Raw genomic sequence first — 21,695 nt, 5'->3', positions numbered from 1 at the left:
GGCCGACGAAGACAATACCGGAAGGTAAAATTTCAAAAATTGCGAGGACATTATGACCCCAAAACTCTTGGCTATAGCAACTCTGCTGCTGGCCCCGTGGTCGGTTAACGCCACCATATGGACTATAAACGGTACTAGTTCAGTGACACCGACGGGCATTCAAAGTATGGCTGCATACTCAGTTGGGACTACAAGCACTTCAACTTTTTCAGCAGCCACACTGGCTTGGTACGGTAGTGCTAACGGCCTGGGTGTATTAAGCGGCTCGGAGACGACAAATAGCTACCCAGACCATGCGGTTGATAACAACGGCAGAATCGAAGCGGTGCTATTTCGGTTTGATGGCAGCACGATTTTAGACAAACTAACTGTCGGTTGGCCGGATACCACAGCCTACGACTCAGATATATCGGTTCTCAGGTACACCGGCGCAGTACCGGCTACCGGTGCGCTCACTGGCGCAGCAGATATTTCCGGAAAAAGTATTTCCGGTCTTCTTAGCAACAGCTGGGAATTCGTAGGTAGTTACAATACCGTTGGCGACGTGGCTGAAGACATCAACCCAAACAGCCTGTCTTCAAGTCTTTGGCTGATTAGCGCGTACAGCAGCAGATGGGGTTCCGGCTTGGGAGACTCTAACGTCGACAACAGCAACGACTACTTCAAGCTCACCAAGCTTGAAGGCACAGCAGGAACGCCAGGCGGTGGCGGCGGTGCAGGCAGCGTGCCGGAACCAACCAGCCTGTTGTTACTGGCTGGCGGCATGCTGGGCTGGAGAATGAATCGCAAAAGCCAAGCCTTGGCCGCATAAGCGCACAGAAGCTCTAAATAAAAAACCGTCTTCCAGACCTAACTGGAAGACGGTTTTTTTATGCACCACACATATTAAGGATATAAAGCAACCGTCTCTAAAGACAGATACTCGGGCAGCCCGAACATCAGATTCATATTTTGCACCGCCTGCCCCGACGCGCCTTTCACCAAGTTATCAATCACAGACAAAATCACTACCGTATCACCGCCTTGCGGTTGATGCACGGCAATTTGACAGCGATTACTGCCGCGCACGTTGCGAGTGTCGGCATGACTGCCGCTTGGCAACACATCGACAAATCTTTCATCGCGATACTTCTCTTCAAACAAACTTTGCAAATCCAACTTCCTATTTAAACGCCCATACAGCGTGGCGTGAATACCGCGTATCATCGGCGTCAGATGCGGCACGAAAGTTAAACCAACTGCCTGTTTGGCGACATTTTGCAAACCCTGCCTGATTTCCGGCAAATGTCTGTGCCCGGCGACTGCATAAGCCTTAAAACTCTCACCTGCCTCACTCATCAACGACGAGATTTCCGCCTTGCGCCCCGCACCGCTGACGCCGGATTTCACGTCGGCGATCAAATACTGCTGATCAATCGCTCCGACCTCCAATAACGGCAAAAACCCCAATTGCACGGCAGTCGGATAACATCCTGGGCATGCAATCAATCGCGCCTGCTTGATCTGCTCCCGATTGACTTCCGGCAAACCATAAACCGCCTCGGCGATGAGATTCGGGCTGGCGTGCTGCATGCCATACCACTTTTCCCATTCGTGCCGGTCTTTAATCCGAAAATCGGCAGACAAATCGATAACTTTGACACCCAGTTCCACCAGCGCCTTTGCCATCAACATGGCGGTACCGTTTGGCGTTGCGAAAAACACCACATCGCAGTCTTTTAAATTATCGAGTTCCGGCAGGCTAAATGTCACATCACAGCAGCCCCGTAGACTCGGATACAACTGATCCACTCGCATTCCGGCATCCGCGCGCGAAGTCACCACACTCACTTCGACCTGGGGATGCAATACCAAAATTCTTAATAATTCGACGCCGGTATACCCGGTACCGCCGACAATGCCTGCACGTATCATGAATGCTCTCGTTGAAAAAATACTGTTAATCTATTGCGGCGCATATAATACGCCACTCTCTCCGCAAAGCTTAACACCATGCGCGCCATCGAGATTTATCGCTCCGCTGAGTTGACCGATTTAATCGTCGCCGATCAAGCTCTACCCTCACCCGCCCCACATCAAGTATTGATAAAAGTGGTTGCAGCCGGGGTAAACCGTCCAGACCTGATGCAGCGCAAAGGCCTGTATCCCCCGCCACCCGGAGCATCCCCAGTTCTAGGCCTGGAAGTAGCGGGTACTATCACCAAACTCGGCAGCCAAGTAAAACACCTCAAGATTGGCGAACCGGTTTGCGCCCTACTGACCGGCGGCGGTTATGCGGAGTATTGCCTGGCAAGCGCCTGTTGCTGCCTGCCAATACCGCAAGGCCTGAGTTTTATTCAGGCCTCCGCGTTACCGGAAACCTTTTTTACGGTCTGGAGCAACGTCTTCGACTACGCGAAACTGCAAGTCGGCGAAACGTTACTGGTGCATGGAGGCACCAGCGGCATCGGCACCACCGCCCTTCAGCTTGGCAAAGCATTTGGCGCGCAAGTGATTGTCACCGCAGGTAATGAGGATAAATGCCAGTATTGCGAAAAACTGGGCGCAGACCTTGCGATCAATTATCGGCAGCAGGACTTTGTCGAAGCCCTTATGCATCAGACAGATGGCAAAGGCGTTAATGTCGTTTTAGACATAATCGGCGGGGACTACTTGCCGCGTAACTTGAAATGTCTGACTATCGATGGCCGACTCCAACAGATTGCCATCCAACACGGCGGTAAAAGCGAAATCAATCTGGCATCCGTGCTGATGAAGCGCTTGACCATCGCCGGCACCACCTTGCGCCCCCGCGACGACGAATTCAAGGCTAAAATAACCCAACAACTTTTTGCAAAAGTTTGGCCGCTACTGGAATCCGGCCAAATCAAACCCATCATCGATTCGGTTTTTCCACTGGCCAACGCTGCTGAAGCCCACGAAAGAATGGAAAGCGGCCAACATATCGGTAAAATAATTTTGGAGGTATAAGCATGCCCTACACCACACTGGTTTCCACAGACATTCTAGCTGCTAACTTGGACAATCCGGATTGGCGAATATTCGACTGCCGTTTCTCGCTTGCCGATGTGACAGCCGGTCATAAATCCTACCGAAAAGGCCATATTCCCGGTGCGCGCTATGCTGATTTAAACCAGGATTTGTCTTCACCGGTGCAATCGTATACCGGCCGCCATCCATTGCCTGACTTTAACGTATTAGGTACAAAGTTGGGCGATTGGGGCGTCAACAACCGCAGTCAAATCGTGGTGTACGACGATGCCGGTGGCGCATTTGCCGGGCGGATGTGGTGGCTGCTACGCACGATGGGCCATACTCAAGTCGCGGTGCTGGATGGCGGATTTACACGCTGGCAAAAGCAAGATTTTCCGGTCACTACCGTGCTTCCAAACATTACCGCCAGCCAATTCCGCGTCTATCTGGACAACAAACAATGGCTGGATGCCGATCAAGTGGCAAACGGTTTGGCGACACGAAAATTCACCTTGATAGATGCCAGAACACCTGAACGCTTCCATGGTCGACAAGAGCCTATAGATCCAGTAGCCGGTCATGTACCCAAAGCGCGAAACAGACCCTTGCACACCAATCTGGACAAATCGGGATTATTTTTACCCGCCGATCAGCTACGCCAGCAATTTAGCGCACTAGTAGCTCCTTATCCAACCGAGCAAGTAGTACATATGTGCGGATCGGGTGTGACCGCCTGCCATAACCTGTTAGCGATGGAAATTGCAGGACTGACTGGTTCAAAACTTTACGCCGGCTCATGGAGCGACTGGATTACTAACCGGAATAGAGCTGTCGCTAGAGATTGACCCCAGCATAAACATAAACAGCTGTGCTGTATTTTCTGAACGACTAAAACTGTAAAGACGCTGAATATATTCAGCGTCTTAAAGGCAGGTTTATTGCTTAAGCGTTAAGCCTGGAACGGATTTTCCAAGACTATGGTTTCGTTCCTGTCCGGGCCCGTAGACAAGATCGTGACTTTTACACCGACCAGTTGTTCCAGCCTAGCAATATAGGCTTTGGCATTTTCCGGCAATTGTGCAAAATCAGTAACGCCAGCAGTCGTACCTGTCCAACCCGGCATTTCCTCGATAACGGCTTCACACGCCGCATATTGATCAGCACCTAGCGGGGCGGTCTCAGTCATTTCACCGTTAATCTTGTAAGCGGTGCAGATACCAATTTTATCCAGACCATCCAGCACGTCGAGCTTGGTTAAGCAGATACCGCTCAAGCTATTTAATTGCGCCGATTTACGCATCGACACCGCGTCGAACCACCCGCAACGGCGTTTACGGCCCGTAGTAGCGCCAAACTCATGGCCTTTAACGCCCAGATGCTCGCCGTAATGATCCAGCAATTCGGTGGGGAACGGGCCGTTACCGACGCGAGTGGAATAGGCTTTAGTAATACCCAACACATAATCAAGCGCCAAAGGCCCTACTCCAGTACCGGTAGCCGCACCGCCCGCCGTGGTATTGGATGAAGTGACGTAGGGATAAGTACCGTGGTCTATATCAAGAAGTGCGCCTTGCGCGCCTTCGAACAGCACGTTTTCGCCTTGGTTTTGATAGCTGTAGATAGCCTCGCCTACATCGGTCAACATTGGCTTGATGATCTCGCCCAAACGCAAGGTATTGGCTAATACCTCGTCGTAATTGACCGGTTCGGCATGATAATAATTAATCAGCATGAAGTTGTGGTAGTCGATCAGCTCTTTTAAGCGCGATGCAAATTCCTCGCTATTACGCAAATCGCCCGCTCGCAAGCCGCGTCTAGCCACCTTGTCTTCGTAAGCCGGACCGATACCGCGGCCAGTCGTGCCGATGGCCTTGCTGCCTCTAGCCTTCTCACGAGCCTGATCGATAGCAACATGTATCGGTAAAATCAAGGCGCAGGCTTCGCTGATCTGCAACCTATGCCGGACCGGTACGCCGGATTTTTCCAAAATCTCGATTTCCTTCAATAACGCTTCCGGGCACAGCACGACGCCATTGCCTATCATGCATTGCACGCCTTCCCGCAATACACCGGACGGAATCAGATGCAATACGGTTTTTTCGCCGTTAATCACCAAGGTGTGACCGGCATTGTGGCCGCCTTGAAAGCGCACCACCGCAGCAGCTTGTTCGGTTAAAAGATCGACCAGCTTACCTTTACCTTCATCGCCCCATTGCGTGCCGATAACAACAACATTCTTTCCCATATTTCTAACCTTAAACTAGTGGTTTAACGACAGCTTATTGATCTAACGACAGCTTATTGATTTAACAACCCAGCGTTGATTGTGTTTTTCTAAAATAGCATTGCAGCCCTGCTGTTCAGCGCCGCCCTGTTGTTCCGGCAGATGTTGAATCACTGCCACGCCTTGCGCACGTAAATCTCTAATAGCTTCCCGCAAATCAGCATCTTCCGCAAAAGGGGCAAACACTAACTGCGCTGCTTCGTCATCGACTTTATACATGCCCGCCAATACTTTTAAATCTGCACTAAAACCGGTAGCGGCTCGCGCTCGGCCGAATACTTCACCGATATTATCGTAGCGGCCGCCGCGGGCAATTTCCTTGCCCAAAGCAGGCACAAAAGCGGCGAATACCATGCCGGTATGATAGTGATAACCCCGTAACTCGGCCAAATCGAAACTCACCGTCAACGCCGGAAAATCTCGGCGTAATTTATCGGCTATACCCTGCAAATCCGCCAAGGCGCCGGCAATCTCATCGGCACCGGCAAAACCGGTCAATAAGGCTTTAGCTTTATCAATTACATCCCGGCCGCCATTCAGTTTAGGCAAAGCATTGAAGACGTCTTTATAGCGAGTATCTATACTAAACTCGGCAAGCAATTCCGCCAGTTCGGTTCTGGCCTTACGTTGCAGAACATCGAACAATTCAGCTTCCTGTTGCGGATCAAGACCGGCATGTTCAGCCAAAGCTCGATAGATAGCTACATGTCCTAAATCCAGGTGTACGTTTTGCAAACCGCTAATCGCCAACATTTCCAGCATCAACTGGATGACTTCGTAATCGCTTTCCAGGCCGGCATGCCCGTAAAGTTCAGCACCAATTTGCATCGGGCTACGGCTTTTTTCCAGAGGATCGCCCAAAGTGTGCAGCACGGTACCGGCATAGCATAAGCGAGTTGGACCGTCGTGCTGGAAGTGATGAGCATCGATTCTCGCCACTTGCGGCGTCATATCCGCGCGCACCCCCAACATTTCGCCACTCAATTGATCGGTCAGCTTAAACGTCTGTAAATCCAGGTCATGTCCTGAACCGATCAGCAAGGAGTGGAGAAAGTCCACAAACGGCGGAATGACCAACTGGTAACCCCAGCAGGCAAAAGTATCCAAAAGCTTTCTACGCAACTTCTCGAGATGCGCGGCCTGTTCCGGCAATACTTCGCTAATTCCTTCCGGCAATAGCCAGGTGTCTTTTTTTTGCATTTTGTCTGTCTCAAACACAGCAAACGCCCCGCATAGCGGGGCGTTTGACTACTAGTCATTCAAATGGAGGTTATTTCTGATTCTTGAAATATTTGAAGAAGTCGGAATTCGGCTCCAGCACCATGATGTTGCCGGATTTGCCCAGGCTTTCTTTGTACGCTATCAGGCTGCGATAAAACGCAAAGAAATCGCTGTCTTCACTGTATGCTTTAGCGAAAATATCCGCAGCTTTAGCGTCACCTTCACCTCGCATCACTTCAGAATCGCGGTAAGCGTTGGCCAAAATGATCTCCCGCTGCTTATCAGCATCGGCGCGAATCCGCTCGGCGGCTTCCGAACCTTGTGAACGGAACTCCCGAGCCACCCGCGCCCGTTCGGCTTCCATCCTTTGATAAACCGAGGTACTGACTTCCGCAGGCAAATCGATGCGTTTTACTTGAACGTCAACGATCGTGATGCCTAATTTTGCTGCATGCGGCGAGACATTGGTAATCAAAGCATCGCGAATGGCACTGCGATCCGTGGATACCAGTTGTTTGATCTCGCGTTTACTGAATTCGCTGCGCGCGGAATCTTTGATGATTTGATCGAGACGAATATTAGCCTGATTTACATCACCGGCAACGGTAGTGTAAAAGGTCTTAACATCACCTATCCGCCATTTGACAAACGAATCAACGATAACATTTTTCTTTTCCGCCGTTAAAAAGCGCTCCGGCGTGGAATCCATGGTCAGAATGCGCGCTTCGAACTTTTTAACATTATTGATAAACGGTAGTTTAAAGTGCATGCCCGGTTGGAAATCGGCACCGACAATCTCGCCTAATTGAAACTTAATTACCCGCTCGGTTTCTGCCACGGTAAATACCGACATCGAGAGCAAGATGACTACTGCGCCAACGGCGACTAAAATCTTATTTCCCATCTTAGCGTCCTCTCACATCGCGTTCACGGCTTGACGTGCGCACATCGGTTTTAATTTCTTTCACAGGTTGGGGGCTTAAAGAAACCGGCTCGTGGCTGACTACTGGGGCCGGGGCGGCATCTTCAGCAGCCTTATTCGCCAACTTTTCCAACGGCAGATACATAATGTTATTACCACCTTTCACATCCACCAGCACGTTGTTGGAACGGCCCAGGACCAATTCCATTGCTTCGATATACATCCGCTGCTTGGTTACCGCCGGTGCTTTTTTGTATTCGGCCAGCAATTGCGAGAAGCGGCTGACATCACCGTTAGCTCGGGCAATCACTTTTTCTTTGTAGGCTTCAGATTCCTGCACGATACGTGAAGCGGCACCACGGGCTTTGGGCACTACGTCGTTAGAATAGGCTTCAGCTTCGTTGATCAAGCGCTGCTTGTCTTCCCGCGCCTTGATGGCATCTTCAAAGGAACCTTGTACTTGTTCAGGTGGCTGCGCGTCCTGCAAGTTGACGCTGGTGATCAAAATACCGGTTTTGTAGGCATCCATGACCGCTTGAATTTCTGACTTAACCGCCAAAACAATATCGCTACGGCCTTCGGTCAGCACAAAGTCCATATCACTGCGACCGATCACGCCACGCTGCACGCTTTCGGTGACTTGTTTCAGCGTTGAGGCAGGGTCGAGTACGTTGAACGCATAGTCCTTGGCATCTTTCACTTGGTATTGAACAGCCAAACGGACGTCGACGATATTTTCGTCTTTAGTCAGCATCATCGCTTCCTTAGGCACTGAACCCATACCCTGCCCGCCACCGGAACGGTAACCCACTTCAATAAAGCGTTGTTGCTCGACATTGATAACGGCCACTTGCTCTATAGGCGACGGGATATGCCAGTTCAGACCCGGCTGTGTCGTGTTGACGTAGGCACCAAAGCGAGTCACCACACCGCGCGTACCTTCGTCGACGGTATAGAACCCGCTCAAACCCCATAGAACGATTGCACCGGCAGCCAGCAAACCGACACCTTTCATCGACGGGCCGTTGCCGATACCACCTTTAGAACCGCCACCAAAAATACCGCCCAGCTTGTCCTGTAGCGAACGAATTACCTCGTCCAAATCGGGTGGATCATTCTTATCATTACGACCACTCCAGGGGTCTTTTTTACCACCGCCGGGTTCATTCCAAGACATACCAAACACTCCAAAGATTGGATTTGAAAACTCTAAAGCTATTTCGTAATGACCGCCTGTTCGATGATTCGAAGCACTGGCTGGTCTATCCGAAAAGTCGCCATTCTATCGTAACTTAACCATTTCCGAGCAAATAACTGGGGGATTCTTACGTCAATCCCCCGGCTAAGCCTGCTCATGAACGTCAATACCCTTCAACAAGCCCAAATGCTTTTTGTCGATTTCTATCGTCAATTCGCAATCGCCGCTATCGTTATTGACCTCGTCGATTATTTTCACAAAAGTGAATAACTTTGCTTTTAATCCGGCTTGGCTGGCTGGCAAAAAGCACTTTCGAATCACCTTACTGCTCGCGAATAATTCGGACAGAGCCTGCTGCAACAAATCACAGCCTACCCCGTTTTGCGCGGAAATCCAGACGCTGACAGGCTTACCGTCAGCATCGTAATCGATATGCGGCGCCACATCCTCCAGCAAATCGATTTTGTTGAATACCTTCAACTGGGGGATTTTAGCGGCGTCGATGTCGCTCAAGACTTGGTTTACCTGATAGATCGTGTCTTCACGATCTTCGGCGGCCGCATCGATCACATGCAACAACAAATCCGCCTCGCTGGCCTCCTGCAAAGTGGAACGAAATGCTGCCACCAATTCATGCGGCAAGTGTCGGATAAAGCCGACGGTATCCGCCAAAATGATTTCGCCGCCATTACTGAGCGACAATTGCCGTAAGGTAGGATCCAATGTGGCAAACAATTGATCGGCCGCATAAATGTCGGCACCGGTTAAGGTGTTAAACAAGGTGGACTTACCGGCGTTGGTATAGCCAACTAAAGATACGGTAGGAGTTTCGGCCTTTTTACGCTTACTTCGGCCTTGATGACGCTGCTTTTCAACCTTACCCAGGCGCTGCTGAATCTGCTTGATACGCACCGCCAATAATCGCCTATCGGTTTCCAACTGGGTTTCGCCAGGACCACGCAAACCGATACCGCCCTTTTGCCGTTCCAAGTGCGTCCAGCCGCGAATCAATCGAGTCGACAAATGTTTAAGTTGCGCCAGTTCGACCTGTAATTTACCTTCGAAGGTTTGCGCCCGCTGCGCAAAAATATCCAGGATCAGGCCGTTGCGATCCACCACCCTGACTTCCAGGGCTTTCTCCAAATTACGCTCTTGGCTGGGTGTGAGTGGATGATTGACGATAACGATATTGGCTTCGTGCTCGATGATCGCCGACCTGATTTCTTCAACCTTGCCCGTGCCGACAAAATATTTCGGATCAGGCCGATACCGGCTACCGGTGACTACATGAGTGGGTTGGGCGCCTGCGGATTTGGTTAGTTCTTTCAGCTCGTCGAGGTCTTCTTGACCAACTTGCAAATTGAGGTGAACGAGAATAGCTCGTTCACCCGCATCGGGACGTTCAAACAAAAAATAACCTCTTAGCTTTCGTCGCTAACGTCGGGATCACGGTGCATCGTGACATTTTTGCCGGGAACGATAGTGGATATGGCATGCTTGTAAACCATCTGATTCACAGTGTTTTTCAGCATCACCACGTATTGGTCGAAAGAATCGACGCGGCCTTGCAGTTTGATACCGTTAACCAAAAAAATCGACACGGGGGTGTGTTCTTTTCTGAGGGCATTCAAAAAGTTGTCCTGCAAGTTTTGTGCTTTCGACATCCTATTTCTCCTTATTATTGTTCGGTGCGCTATTAATACATTACCCGCTAGACCCACCAATTTCAACACGCGGGCTGCGGATCAATAAAAAACTGTTAGTGACTTTGGGACTGCTCGCCGCTATTTCAAGTTCAATCGAATCTTTATTAGCAAAGCCGTTGCGAAAATAACAACGGCTGCTTAAGTTCAGCTTAGCCGATTTTTTTATATTTGATACGACGCGGATTGTCGGCGTCTGTGCCCAGGCGTCTATGACGGTCAGCTTCGTAGTCCGCATAATTACCCTCAAACCACACAACTTCGCTATCGCCTTCGAACGCCAACATATGTGTGGCGATCCGATCCAAGAACCAACGATCATGCGAGATCACCACCGCGCAACCAGGGAAAGCCAGCAGAGCCTCTTCCAGTGCCCGCAAGGTTTCCACATCCAAATCGTTGGTCGGCTCGTCGAGTAGCAACACGTTGCCGCCGCTTTTCAGCAGCTTGGCCAAATGCACGCGATTACGCTCGCCGCCGGACAATTCGCCTATGCGTTTTTGCTGATCGCCACCCTTGAAGTTGAACCGGCCGATATACGCCCGCGACGGCGTTTCGTATTTGCCGACGGTAATCATGTCCAGACCGTCGGAAATTTCTTCCCAAACCGTCTTGTTGTTGTCCATGTCGTCGCGCAACTGATCGACGTAAGCCATCTGCACGGTTTGACCAAATTTGATTTCGCCGGTATCCGGTTTTTCAAATCCCGCCATCATCCGGAACAGCGTGGTTTTACCGGCACCGTTCGGGCCGATGATGCCGACGATACCGCCCGGCGGCAATTTGAAACTGAGATTGTTGATCAACAACCTGTCGCCAAAACCCTTGCTGATGTTCTCAACGTCGATCACCACATCGCCCAGCCGTGGACCGGGTGGAATATAAATTTCCTGGGTCTCGTTACGTTTCTGCGTCTCGACCGATGACAACTCCTCAAAGCGCGCCAGACGCGCCTTGCTCTTCGCGTGCCGGCCTTTTGGATTTGAGCGCACCCACTCCAGCTCGGCTTTCATGGCTTTTTGCCGAGAAGACTCTTGTTTCTCCTCCAGCTCCAGACGTTTTTCCTTTTGTTCCAACCAGGATGAATAATTTCCTTCCCACGGAATCCCCATTCCGCGGTCCAGCTCCAAGATCCAGCCGGCAACATTGTCGAGGAAATACCTGTCATGGGTTACCGCTACCACGGTACCTGGATAATCGTGCAGAAAGCGCTCCAGCCAGGCCACCGATTCGGCATCCAAATGGTTGGTAGGCTCGTCCAGCAACAACATATCAGGTTTGGACAGCAATAAACGGCACAACGCTACCCGGCGCTTCTCACCGCCGGACAACTTGGTGACATCGGCATCCCAGTCCGGCAGGCGCAACGCATCGGCCGCCACTTCGAGCGTGCGATCCAGATTATGCCCGTCACACGCATTAATTATGTCTTCCAGCTTGGCTTGTTCGGCAGCCAGCGCGTCGAAATCGGCATCCGGCTCCGCGTAAGCGGCATAGACGGCGTCCAATCGAGCCAGCACATCTTTGATTTCCGCAACCGCTTCCTCGATATTGCCGCGCACGGTTTTATTCGGATCCAGCTGCGGTTCTTGCGGCAGATAGCCGATCTTGGTGCCTTTCAGCGGAATCGCTTCGCCTTCGATTTCCTTGTCGATGCCAGCCATGATGCGCAACAGCGTGGATTTACCGGAGCCGTTTAAACCGAGCACACCGATTTTGGCGCCAGGAAAAAACGATAAAGAAATGTCTTTAAGGATGTACTTTTTGGGCGGTACGATCTTGCCGACCCGGTTCATCGAGAAAATATATTGCGCCATTGTTTTTCTGCTGAAGAAATAAAATAGCATTATACCGTGCGATAACGGTTTTTTAAGGGTGTTAATTTTTATCGAGTATCAGGTGGTAATTCAGTGAAAATTGAAACAGCTAACGAGGCGCTGAGCTTGGCCGATGCCTACATTGACATCCATTGTCACCAAACCGGCAGCCATCAGGCCGTTGGAATGATCAGCATCGCCACCCAAGATTTCGACATCACGGCAACACACCACGGTTTTTACAGCTTGGGTTTACATCCCTGGCATCTCGATAAAGAAAACGCCGAAACAGCTTTAATAAAAATCAGCGCGGCAAGCCAGGATCCACAGCTATTGGCAATCGGTGAATGCGGACTGGATAAAGCTATTGCCACGCCGTTGGCTATGCAAATCCCCGCATTCATAGGCCAGATCAAGCTCGCCAACCAACTTGGCAAACCGTTGATCATTCATTGCGTGCGCGCCTTCAACGAGCTGATCCAGATTAAAAAATCCACTCCAAACATCCAGACGCCGTGGGTCATTCACGGCTTTAACGGCAACCCTGCCTTGGCTGAACAATTACTGAGACACGGGGTTTATCTATCCTTTGGCGCCGCCTTGCTAAATCCTCGCAGCCATGCCGGCGAAGCACTAAGATGCACGCCAACTGATCGCTTATTCCTGGAAACCGACACCGCAAACGTATCCATTGACGCGATATATGCCGCAGCGGCTAAAATGCTTGATTTGGACATCGCAACCTTGCGCCAACAAATCCTGAGCAATTTCAAACGAGTATTTCTGCATGACTGATTTAAGCTGGCTGTCCCGTACCGAACTATTAATCGGCAAACCCAAACTAGACAAGCTGCAACAATCCCATGTATTGGTGGTGGGCATGGGCGGCGTGGGCTCGTTTGCCGCCGAATTTATCTGTCGGGCCGGCGTCGGCGAAATGACCATCGTCGATGGCGATGTGGTGGACCCGAGCAATCGCAATCGACAACTGCCGGCGCTGGCGACCACCCACGGCCAATCCAAAGCCGACATCATGGGTGAGCGTCTGCTGGCGATCAATCCGGATTTGAAATTGCACATCCGCCACGAATTCATTACCCCGGATACAGCCGCCGAGCTGTTAACTACGCACTACGATTACATCGTGGACGCCATCGACAGCCTGACGCCGAAGATTCATCTAATCCGCGCCGCGAAAACTAACAAAATGAAAATCGTCAGCTCGATGGGCGCCGGTGGCAAGATGGACCCGACCCATTTGAAAGTGGTGGACATCTCCAAAACCTACAACTGCCCGTTTGCGCAATTCATTCGCACACGTTTGCGCAAACACGGCATCAGCCGCGGCGTGAAGGTGGTGTTTTCGCCGGAAGTGGTGAATAAAGATTCGTTGATGTTTACCGATGGCAGCAATTATAAAAAGTCCGCTTACGGCACGATTTCCTATTTGCCGGCGGCGTTCGGCGGCGTCTGCGCTTCGGTAGTCATCCGCAACTTGATTCACGATCCCGTACATTCGCACCACAATAAACATCATGGATAAATTACCCAGCCGTCCAACGGATTCCTTACTGGTCAATCCAGGCAAAAGTTCGCGTTTGCAGGAGATGCGGCAGCGCGCGGCCACGGCAAATCAGCCGGCTCCCGCGCCTGCTCAACCCAGTTTTCAAGCGAAAGACGAAAACATGAGTCCGGAAATGGCCTTGGCTAGACAATTGATCGATCAGCGTTTAAGCGAAATTCTGGCAGCACTACCGACCGGTAAACAGCGGCGCTTGTTCAAGATCCGCTTTGGCATGGAACCAGAGCAAATCAAAGACTTAGCAATAAAACAAATATTTGTGCTGCTGGAAATCAATCACGCGCAATTCAACAATCTGTCGGCCAGCATGAAGCGAATCGCCGATCTGAATTATAATGGCCGGCAATCCAACTAATTTGGCCGTTTACCTTGCCTTACGCTCAGTCGTCCCGTTCCTCAATTCCCGCTACGATGTACACCCTAGAACCCGATCAAGACTACCGCGACCAAAGCCTGCGCGATAACGTCGAATTATCCAGCAGCGAACTACAGGCCGACGCGGCCAAACACTACGATGACTGCTACAACGATTATCTGGTGGCTTGGTGTAACCGCGACAATCTGGCCCTGCATTACGGCTATTGGGAAGAGGCCAAGCCTTACGATCAACATCAAGCCTTGCTGAACAAAAATCAGGTGCTTTATGAAAATGCCGGGATTCAAGCCAGCGATAAGGTTCTGGACGCCGGTTGCGGCATCGGCGGCAGCACGATCTGGATGGCTAAACAACACGGCAATCGGGTAACCGGCATCACCATCAGCGCCAAGCAAGCCGACTATGCTCGTCAGCACGCCAAGCGCCACGGCGTTGCAGAATTAGTCGATTTCGAAGTCGCGGATTTTTGCGCCACGCCCTTCCCCGACGCCTCTTTTGATGTCGTCTGGGCTTTGGAAAGCTCTTGTCATGCGTTAAAAAAAGGCGACTTTTTGCGCGAAGCCTGGCGGGTATTAAAGCCTGGCGGCCGGATTGTGGTTTGCGACGGCTTTGTGTTGCAGCGGCAATTTAACGAACAGCAATGGCAGGCGGTCGTGACCTGTTTGAACGGCTGGGCCGTACCGAATCTGTGCGCGCGCGACGAATTTACCGGCTTGTTGGAACAGCAAGGTTTTCAAACGATTGTTTGCCACGACATTACCGCCCAAACCCGGGCATCAGTCGAGCACATGTACAAAGTCGCCAAACGCCTGAAACCGGTACAAACCATCAGCCAATGGCTGGGGCTGCGTTCCAAGGCACAAACAGCCAATTATTTGGTCGGTCTGGCCCAACATCAGTTGTTTACCGAAAAACTCACCGAATATTGCATTTTTACTGCGCAAAAGGCTTAAACACCATGCCGATGGTTTTACCGCGTTTGAAGTTTCTGACTCTATTTACATTGGTAGTATGCGGTGCAATGGGTTGCGCCAGCGTGCCGGCCAATAGCCAGCATGACAGCTTTGCCGACTACGCCGAATCGGTATTCCGCCACCAGAGTGCGCTATTAAGCCGACTGATGATGCTCAGTGAAGCCGAGCAATTGCCGGATAATGAGGCCTTCGAAAATGCCGAACAATCCATGCACGATGCCTGTCATCTGTTGAACGAATATGCGGAACGGGAAAGCGATGGCGAACACATGGGCCTGCGCTTTAAAGCCAAGGTACAAGCCAGCATCGAAGGCTGCGATGCCAGTATTCAGAAGATGGAAGCGCTAATGAGCGGCCTGGACCAAGAGCAAGCGCCGCCGCACGCCCACCCTTAAACGTAAAACCGGCGGCGAAACGCTAATCGCCGCTATTCGCCCATTGCCGGCGATAATCGGCATAATTATCACGTTTTTGCAGCACCCAGCGGGCCGGATTGACGCTGTAAACATCCGGCAATTGATAACCGTTAAACCGGTTAGCCTTGATCAGCGAATACGCCCCCACGTCGGCAAACACTAAACGCTCGCCAACCTCGGGAATCCGCCCAAACCGATATTCGCCGAACACATCACCGGCCAGGCAGGTCGAGCCCGCCAAAATTGCCGATTGTTCACCGGCACCCTCTTCTTCCAGCAAGCGCGGTTTCATCTGATATTCGAACACTTCCGGATGATGATTCACCGAGGTGTCCAAAATCAACACCTGCTTGCCGTCACTGACAAACCGATCCAGCACGGTGGTCAGTAAATAACCGGCATTTCCGACCAGCCCCTTACCCGGCTCCACATACACATCGACGCCAAATTCGGCTCGCACATTCCTAATCAACTCGGCAACATCCTGTTGTTCGGTGATGGTGTGATACAAATAGCCGCCGCCCAAATTCAGCCATTTAAGCCGATTGCGTTTTAGAAGAGGCCGCAGCTTTTCCAGCGTGTGTTGCAAGGGCGTAAAATCCCGGCAGGCAAACACCGTGTGAAAATGTAGTCCTTCCACATCAGCCGGCAAACCATCCCGCAGCAGTTCGATATCGACCCCCAATTTCGAATGCGGCCGGCACGGGTCATAGCGTTGATCATCGGCAAAAGACAGCTTGGGATTAACTCGCAAACCTGGCGAATAACCGTCAGCCAACGCCTTTAGCCGCTGACACTGCGGCAAGGAATTGAAACTGATATGGCTGCAAAGCCGGCCCAACTCTGCGAACTCGTCGGGGCGCAAGCCCGGCGTGGTCAAATGGATGCTACCGCCCGCTTCTGCCAACACCTCTCTCGCCAACCGCGCCTCGAACAAGGAACTGACCGAAAAGCCGTCGACTTGATCTTTTATCAGCGCCAGCAATGCCGCCAACGGCAACGCTTTCATCGAATATAAAATCTTGCAGCCGCTTGCCTGCTTTAGCGCTTGTAGCGGTGTAAGATTGGCGAGAATTTGCGCTTCGTCCAGCACCAAGGCGGGGCTGGTGGGAATTTGTTGCTTTAGCTCGCTCCAATTCATCGTTGAGCATGCCTGTTGCCTGAATAAATCGCGCGCTCGGTAAGCACATAGTCCATGAACACATCATGTGTATCCATCGCCACCTGCGGCAATAGTTGGGCTTCATAACAAATCGCCGCCAACACCGCGTCGGGCCGCACTTTTTGCAGTAGCCGGTCGTAATAACCGGCACCGTTGCCCAAGCGCCCGCCTTGCTTGTCAAACGCTACGCCGGGCACGACGACGACATCCAGCTCATCAGCAACCACTTGTTTTGCCGGCTCCAGCCAACGTGCCCGCGGCGGCTCAAGAATATTCCACATGCCCGCTTGCAATTCGTCGAGTGATTCCAACTGCCACAAACCCAGTTGCTTATGGCCCGCGGTATCGACCGTACAATAAGGTACGACTATGCGCTTACCCGAATTTAGTTCTGCGGCTACGGTAGGCAAAGTCTGCACCTCTGAACGGCTATTTAAATACCACATCACCGTCCGAGCCTCTTGATACCAGGCTTGCTCGACGACACGCCGGCAAATGTCGGCGCTGATCGCATCTTTATCTGCCTGAGCATTACGCGCTGCGTAGGCGATTTGGCGTTGTTCGGCTTTATTCATAGGCGCGGCAATAGGTCAAGGCTTGTCCGACCAGGTCTTTAGAACCGGTAATCAAATGCTGGGCATCCTGTTCTTTACGTAGCCAGGTAAATTGCCGTTTGGCCAGTTGTCTGGTCGCGATAATAGCTTTTTCCCGCATGGTTGCCAGGTCGTATTCGCCGCTTAGATAGGACCAAGCCTGCCGATACCCAACACAGCGTATCGACGGCATGCTCTCGTCCAGATCGCCGCGTCGCCATAAAGCCTGCACTTCGTCGAGAAAACCGTGTTTCAACATCAGATCGAAGCGCTCGGCAATCTTGTCATGCAAGGTACTACGCTGCTCAGGCGCAATAATCAATTTGATAAACCGGTACGGATGCTCGGCCTGCTGATCCGTGTCGAAGAAACTGGATAACGGCCGGCCGCTGATTTCAAAGACCTCCAACGCCCGTTGAATACGTTGCGGGTCGTTGACGTGGATCCGCGCCGCCGATTGCGGATCGACTTGCGCCAGGCGGGCATGCAAGGTGTCTTTCCCCAAGGTTTGCAATTCGTCGTCCAATCGCTGGCGAATTTCCGGATCGGCTGCCGGCAATTGCGCCAAACCTTGGGTCAAGGCGCTGAAGTACAGCATCGTCCCTCCCACCAAAATCGGCAACTTGCCACGTTCAGTCATATCCGCCATCAACGCCAAAGCGCGGTCACGGAATTGGCCGGTGGAAAAACTCTCATGGGGATCGAGAATGTCGATTAAATGATGCGGCACGCCGCCGCGCTCGACGATGTCGGGCTTGGCAGTACCAATGTCCATGCCACGGTAAACCAAGGCGGAATCGACGCTAATGATTTCCGTGTCCAAGGCTTGCGCCAGCGCCACGCCCAGCGCAGTCTTGCCGGATGCGGTCGGCCCCATCAACAGAATGGCCGACGGTTTTTGCAACTCGCTCATTTATTGCCCACGCATGAAAAACCGGTCCAAGTCCTGATGGCTCAGCGCCACCCAGGTCGGTCTGCCGTGGTTGCATTGGCCGATGCGCTCGGTTTGCTCCATGTCGCGCAGCAAGGCATTCATTTCTTCGATGCTGAGTTTGCGCTTGGCCCGCACCGAGCTGTGACAAGCCATGGTCGCCAGAATCGCGTTAATACTTTCCAGTGCTTTATGGCTGACGCCGTGAGTGGCTAGATCGGCCAGGATGTCGCGCACCAACTGATCGACATCAGCTTTTGCCAGCAGGGCCGGCGTGGCTCTGAGCACCACCGTTTCCGGGCCTGAACGGTTGATTTCGAACCCCAGATTCATAAAAAATTCGTGCTCTTGCTCCGCCAGATCGGCCTCGGCGGCGGTGACTTGCAATTTGATCGGCAACAGTAAGGGCTGAGAGACGATAGCCCGATTGTGGTAATGCTGTTTCAGCCGTTCATACGTCACCCGCTCATGGGCAGCGTGGGCATCCACCAAAATAATGCCATTGGCCGTTTCCGCCAGGATGTAAATATTGTGGATGTGCGCCAAGGCAAAACCCAGTGGCGGTATCGGCGAGTCGCCGACTGGCAGGGTTGAGTTGGCTCGCTCGGTCTGCGGATACAGTTTGGCATAGGCTGTGATTTGCTCGGCCACATCCGACATATTGGCTCGTTCGGACGGGTAGCGATAAGCGCCGAATGCTTCAGGCGTAACTCGTTGCGGCATGCTGTCCACATCCGACTCCGGCATCGTCAGCGGTAAAGAGGTTTGCTGATTCAAAGGCGTCCGCAACTGCGTCATCGGCGCTTGCGCAGGCGAAACTTCGCCTACAGTTTCAATGTGCTGCGCCACCGCGGTAGCGCCGGGTCGTTGATCCGCCAAGCTGCGGTGCAAAGCCTGAAACAGAAAATCGTGCACCATCCGTCCTTCCCTAAACCGCACCTCCAATTTAGTCGGATGCGCATTGACGTCAACCAGCGCTGGGTCGAGTTCCAAGTACAACACAAACACCGGATGCCGACCGTGATACAGCACGTCCTGATAGGCCTGCTTGACGGCGTGGGCGACCAAGCGGTCTTTGATTAAGCGACCGTTGACGTAGAAAAACTGCATGTCCTGCTGGCTGCGGGAAAAGGTCGGCAAGCCGACCCAACCATGTAAATGCAAGCCCGACGCCGCAAAATCTATCGTCACGCAATTCTCGACAAAAGCCGAGCCGCAAATTGCCGCGATGCGTTTTTCCTGGGCGGCTTGGGTGTCAGCCGGTTTGAGATTCAGCACTTCGCGCTGATTGTGATTCAACAGAAAACCGACATCAAAACGCGCCAAAGCCAATTTTTGAATCAGGCTCTCTATATGGGAAAACTCGGTCTTCTCGGCTTTTAAAAACTTACGCCGGGCCGGGGTGTTGTAAAACAGGTCGCGGACATCCACCGTGGTACCGGGCGGATGTGGATCGGGTTGCGGATCGAAGTTTTGCTCGGTGCCATCGGCACTGACTTGCCAGGCACAATCGGCATCCGCAGTACGGGAAATCAAAGTCAAACGCGCCACCGAGCTGATGCTGGGCAAGGCCTCACCGCGAAAGCCCATGCTAATCACATGTTCCAAGTCATCCAAGGAGGCAATCTTACTGGTGGCATGCCGGGATAAAGCCAACGCCAAATCGTCTTTGACGATGCCGCAACCGTTGTCGCGGATCCGAATTTGCCGGGTGCCGCCCTGCTCCACATCAATCTGAATTTGGGTGGCGCCGGCGTCGAAACAATTTTCCACCAGCTCTTTGACCACGGACGCCGGCCGCTCGACCACCTCGCCGGCGGCGATTTGATTGACTAATTGGGTAGGTAAAGCATGAATCCGCATCGGCCGCGCTCAAACAAAAGCGCGTATTTTAGCGGATGGAAATGAAACGGGGCGAAATGATTCGCCCCGCTTTAAGATAGTTTAATCAGCTGTCATGCGGAATCTGCAACACCTGACCAACGCGCACATTGCCGTCATTCATCGCATTGGCCATCCGCAAGGCTCGCATGCTTATGCCGTATTGCTGGGCGATGCCGGACAGGGTTTCGCCGCGATTAATCACATGATGCGTGCCGGCACTATTGCTCGCGATTGTGGCTGGAGCCGCATCCAACTCTCTAGCAGCCAACACCGGTTTTTGTTCCGGTTTTGCTTTAGCCACCGGTTCATTGTCATCCACATCCACTGCCGCCAATTGCACGGCTTTGGATTTGCCGGAACGATTCAACTGCGCCATCATCGTATCGGCCGGCGCATATTGTTTAAAGTGACCGACGATCCCGCTAAATACCGCCGAGGCCATTTTGTTTTGATAAGCCTTGGTGTTTAAACGGCGCTCTTCTTCCGGATTGGAAATAAATGCGGTTTCGACCAGAATCGACGGAATTTCCGCCGACTTTAACACGACGAATCCGGCTTTTTGCACGGTATTGCGATGCAAATGACCAACACCCTTCACACTTCTCAACACCTTATTACCGATGTTTTGGCTGGCTTCCTTCGCCGCCTTATTGGATAAATCCATCAACACCGAGGTCAAGGTGTCATCCCTATCCTCAGCGGCACCGCCATCCACCGCGTTTTCGCTGTTAGCCAGCCACGTGGCGCCGGCACTTGACGCGCCTTTATTGGCCAACGTATATACCGAGGCACCGTGCGCCTGGCTGTCGCTAAACGCATCGGCGTGGATCGACACAAACAAATCGGCCTTGGCCGCGCGGGCAATACGGCGGCGTTCGTTTAATTTCACAAAATAGTCACCATCGCGAATCATCACCGCTTTCATGCCCGGCTGGCTGTTAACCATGCCTTGTAGACTCTTGGCAATCGCAAACACCACGTCTTTTTCTTGCGTGCCGTTCGCGCCCTGCGCACCGACATCCTTACCGCCGTGACCAGCGTCGATGGCCACAATGATGTTACGGCCTTTGGCTTTGGCGACGGATTTAACCGCGACAGGTTTGGCAGTGGTCTCGGATTTTTTAGTGGTTTTATCGGCTTTTTCAGCAGTAGCAACCTCCGGGGTAGCTGTCGGCCTTTCCGTTTTAACCGCTGCGACTGGAGTGAACGCTCTTTCCGCTGGCTTGGCTGTCAATTGCGGCTGCGCTGGCTGATCTTTTGCCGCCAAATCGATTTGTAAATTCTTACCGACCATCGCGACTTTGGCGTCCGCATCAGCTTTCAATTCGACGACGATACGCAAATCCTTGTTGTTACGCATTGCGCTGCGGGCAAAACCAAACAAGGGATGATCCGCAACCGGTTGATTCAAATCCTGCGCCATTTTGGCATCGCTAAAATCCATAACCAGACGATTAGGACTTTTCAACACAAACGCATGATGCTTGACCGTGCTCGGCAAATTGACCAGCAGTTGATTGGTGGATGAATAACTGATCGGACCCAGTTCAGTCTGAGCCGCGAGCACCGAAAACGTGGGTAATAACAAACCCCATATCCAGAAAATTTTAGACATCTGCTGCATACCCCACATTTCCACTAGTCACAACTTCGTTGAAA

Annotated in this window: 21 protein-coding genes; 8 read left to right on the top strand and 13 right to left on the bottom strand. The window is 52.1% G+C overall.

Annotation, left to right across the window (positions count from 1 at the left end):
* Positions 1–52 precede the first annotated feature (52 nt).
* Entirely contained in the window at positions 53–811 is a 759-nt protein-coding gene (gene xdp1, locus JL719_RS07865) for an exosortase-dependent surface protein XDP1 (protein WP_084153326.1), read from the top strand.
* A gap of 74 nt (positions 812–885) precedes the next feature.
* On the opposite strand, the gene argC is transcribed toward xdp1, so the two are convergent.
* Positions 886–1,914 (bottom strand): N-acetyl-gamma-glutamyl-phosphate reductase, encoded by a 1,029-nt coding sequence (argC, locus tag JL719_RS07860; protein WP_033157330.1) that lies wholly within the window; start codon positions 1,912–1,914, stop codon positions 886–888.
* Between the two features lie 78 nt (positions 1,915–1,992).
* Between argC and JL719_RS07855 the strand changes: the two genes are divergently transcribed.
* Both JL719_RS07855 and JL719_RS07850 read left to right on the top strand, forming a co-directional pair.
* A complete protein-coding gene (locus JL719_RS07855) occupies positions 1,993–2,970 on the top strand; it encodes an NAD(P)H-quinone oxidoreductase (RefSeq protein WP_033157329.1) in 978 nt (325 codons plus the stop codon).
* A 2-nt stretch (positions 2,971–2,972) separates the two neighbouring features.
* Positions 2,973–3,818 (top strand): sulfurtransferase, encoded by an 846-nt coding sequence (locus tag JL719_RS07850; RefSeq protein WP_033157328.1) that lies wholly within the window; start codon positions 2,973–2,975, stop codon positions 3,816–3,818.
* A gap of 104 nt (positions 3,819–3,922) precedes the next feature.
* On the opposite strand, the gene JL719_RS07845 is transcribed toward JL719_RS07850, so the two are convergent.
* The 7 genes from JL719_RS07845 to ettA all read right to left on the bottom strand — a co-directional run bounded on the left by JL719_RS07845 (position 3,923) and on the right by ettA (position 12,118).
* Entirely contained in the window at positions 3,923–5,218 is a 1,296-nt protein-coding gene (locus tag JL719_RS07845) for an adenylosuccinate synthase (protein ID WP_033157327.1), read from the bottom strand.
* A 42-nt stretch (positions 5,219–5,260) separates the two neighbouring features.
* On the bottom strand, positions 5,261–6,457 hold the full coding sequence (locus JL719_RS07840) for an ATP phosphoribosyltransferase regulatory subunit (RefSeq protein ID WP_033157326.1): 1,197 nt from the start codon (positions 6,455–6,457) through the stop codon (positions 5,261–5,263).
* 70 nt (positions 6,458–6,527) lie between these two features.
* Positions 6,528–7,382: a protease modulator HflC gene (hflC, locus tag JL719_RS07835; RefSeq protein WP_033157325.1), complete on the bottom strand. Its 855-nt coding sequence runs from the start codon at positions 7,380–7,382 to the stop codon at positions 6,528–6,530.
* A gap of 1 nt (position 7,383) precedes the next feature.
* Positions 7,384–8,577, bottom strand: coding sequence for an FtsH protease activity modulator HflK (hflK, locus tag JL719_RS07830; protein WP_033157324.1), 1,194 nt, complete (start codon positions 8,575–8,577; stop codon positions 7,384–7,386).
* 165 nt (positions 8,578–8,742) lie between these two features.
* On the bottom strand, positions 8,743–10,008 hold the full coding sequence (hflX, locus tag JL719_RS07825; protein WP_033157323.1) for a ribosome rescue GTPase HflX: 1,266 nt from the start codon (positions 10,006–10,008) through the stop codon (positions 8,743–8,745).
* An 11-nt stretch (positions 10,009–10,019) separates the two neighbouring features.
* On the bottom strand, positions 10,020–10,262 hold the full coding sequence (gene hfq / locus JL719_RS07820) for an RNA chaperone Hfq (protein ID WP_020482487.1): 243 nt from the start codon (positions 10,260–10,262) through the stop codon (positions 10,020–10,022).
* Positions 10,263–10,453: 191 nt separating this feature from the next.
* On the bottom strand, positions 10,454–12,118 hold the full coding sequence (gene ettA, locus JL719_RS07815; protein WP_033157322.1) for an energy-dependent translational throttle protein EttA: 1,665 nt from the start codon (positions 12,116–12,118) through the stop codon (positions 10,454–10,456).
* Between the two features lie 93 nt (positions 12,119–12,211).
* On the opposite strand from ettA, the gene JL719_RS07810 reads away from it, so the two are divergent.
* Genes JL719_RS07810 through JL719_RS07790 form a run of 5 tightly spaced genes read left to right on the top strand, consistent with a single transcriptional unit; the run spans position 12,212 to position 15,445 of the window.
* Positions 12,212–12,913, top strand: a complete 702-nt coding sequence (locus JL719_RS07810; RefSeq protein WP_033157321.1) for a TatD family hydrolase — start codon at positions 12,212–12,214, stop codon at positions 12,911–12,913.
* Positions 12,906–13,661, top strand: a complete 756-nt coding sequence (locus JL719_RS07805) for a tRNA threonylcarbamoyladenosine dehydratase (protein ID WP_033157320.1) — start codon at positions 12,906–12,908, stop codon at positions 13,659–13,661. The genes JL719_RS07810 and JL719_RS07805 overlap by 8 nt, the downstream gene beginning before the upstream one ends.
* A complete protein-coding gene (locus tag JL719_RS07800; RefSeq protein WP_033157319.1) occupies positions 13,654–14,055 on the top strand; it encodes a hypothetical protein in 402 nt (133 codons plus the stop codon). The genes JL719_RS07805 and JL719_RS07800 overlap by 8 nt, the downstream gene beginning before the upstream one ends.
* Before the next feature lie 56 nt (positions 14,056–14,111).
* Complete coding sequence (locus JL719_RS07795; protein ID WP_033157318.1) at positions 14,112–15,029, top strand: class I SAM-dependent methyltransferase; 918 nt, start codon at positions 14,112–14,114, stop codon at positions 15,027–15,029.
* A gap of 5 nt (positions 15,030–15,034) precedes the next feature.
* Positions 15,035–15,445: a hypothetical protein gene (locus JL719_RS07790; protein ID WP_033157317.1), complete on the top strand. Its 411-nt coding sequence runs from the start codon at positions 15,035–15,037 to the stop codon at positions 15,443–15,445.
* A 22-nt stretch (positions 15,446–15,467) separates the two neighbouring features.
* On the opposite strand, the gene JL719_RS07785 is transcribed toward JL719_RS07790, so the two are convergent.
* The 5 genes from JL719_RS07785 to JL719_RS07765 all read right to left on the bottom strand — a co-directional run bounded on the left by JL719_RS07785 (position 15,468) and on the right by JL719_RS07765 (position 21,651).
* The gene (locus tag JL719_RS07785; RefSeq protein WP_033157316.1) at positions 15,468–16,607 is read right to left on the bottom strand and encodes a type III PLP-dependent enzyme domain-containing protein; all 1,140 of its coding nucleotides are present in this window, start codon (positions 16,605–16,607) and stop codon (positions 15,468–15,470) included.
* The gene (locus JL719_RS07780) at positions 16,604–17,203 is read right to left on the bottom strand and encodes a 5-formyltetrahydrofolate cyclo-ligase (RefSeq protein ID WP_033157315.1); all 600 of its coding nucleotides are present in this window, start codon (positions 17,201–17,203) and stop codon (positions 16,604–16,606) included. The genes JL719_RS07785 and JL719_RS07780 overlap by 4 nt, the downstream gene beginning before the upstream one ends.
* The gene (miaA, locus tag JL719_RS07775) at positions 17,196–18,134 is read right to left on the bottom strand and encodes a tRNA (adenosine(37)-N6)-dimethylallyltransferase MiaA (RefSeq protein WP_033157314.1); all 939 of its coding nucleotides are present in this window, start codon (positions 18,132–18,134) and stop codon (positions 17,196–17,198) included. The genes JL719_RS07780 and miaA overlap by 8 nt, the downstream gene beginning before the upstream one ends.
* Entirely contained in the window at positions 18,135–20,015 is a 1,881-nt protein-coding gene (gene mutL, locus JL719_RS07770) for a DNA mismatch repair endonuclease MutL (protein ID WP_033157313.1), read from the bottom strand.
* 85 nt (positions 20,016–20,100) lie between these two features.
* Positions 20,101–21,651 carry an N-acetylmuramoyl-L-alanine amidase gene (locus JL719_RS07765; protein ID WP_225893056.1) on the bottom strand — a complete coding sequence of 517 codons (1,551 nt, stop codon included), beginning with the start codon at positions 21,649–21,651 and terminating at the stop codon, positions 20,101–20,103.
* Between the last annotated feature and the right edge of the window lie 44 nt (positions 21,652–21,695).

The organism is Methylomonas sp. LW13 (assembly GCF_016865255.1).
Taxonomy (GTDB): Bacteria; Pseudomonadota; Gammaproteobacteria; order Methylococcales; family Methylomonadaceae; genus Methylomonas.
Note: the sequence above shows the minus strand (reverse complement) of the source record. Positions and strands in the feature narration are given on the sequence as shown.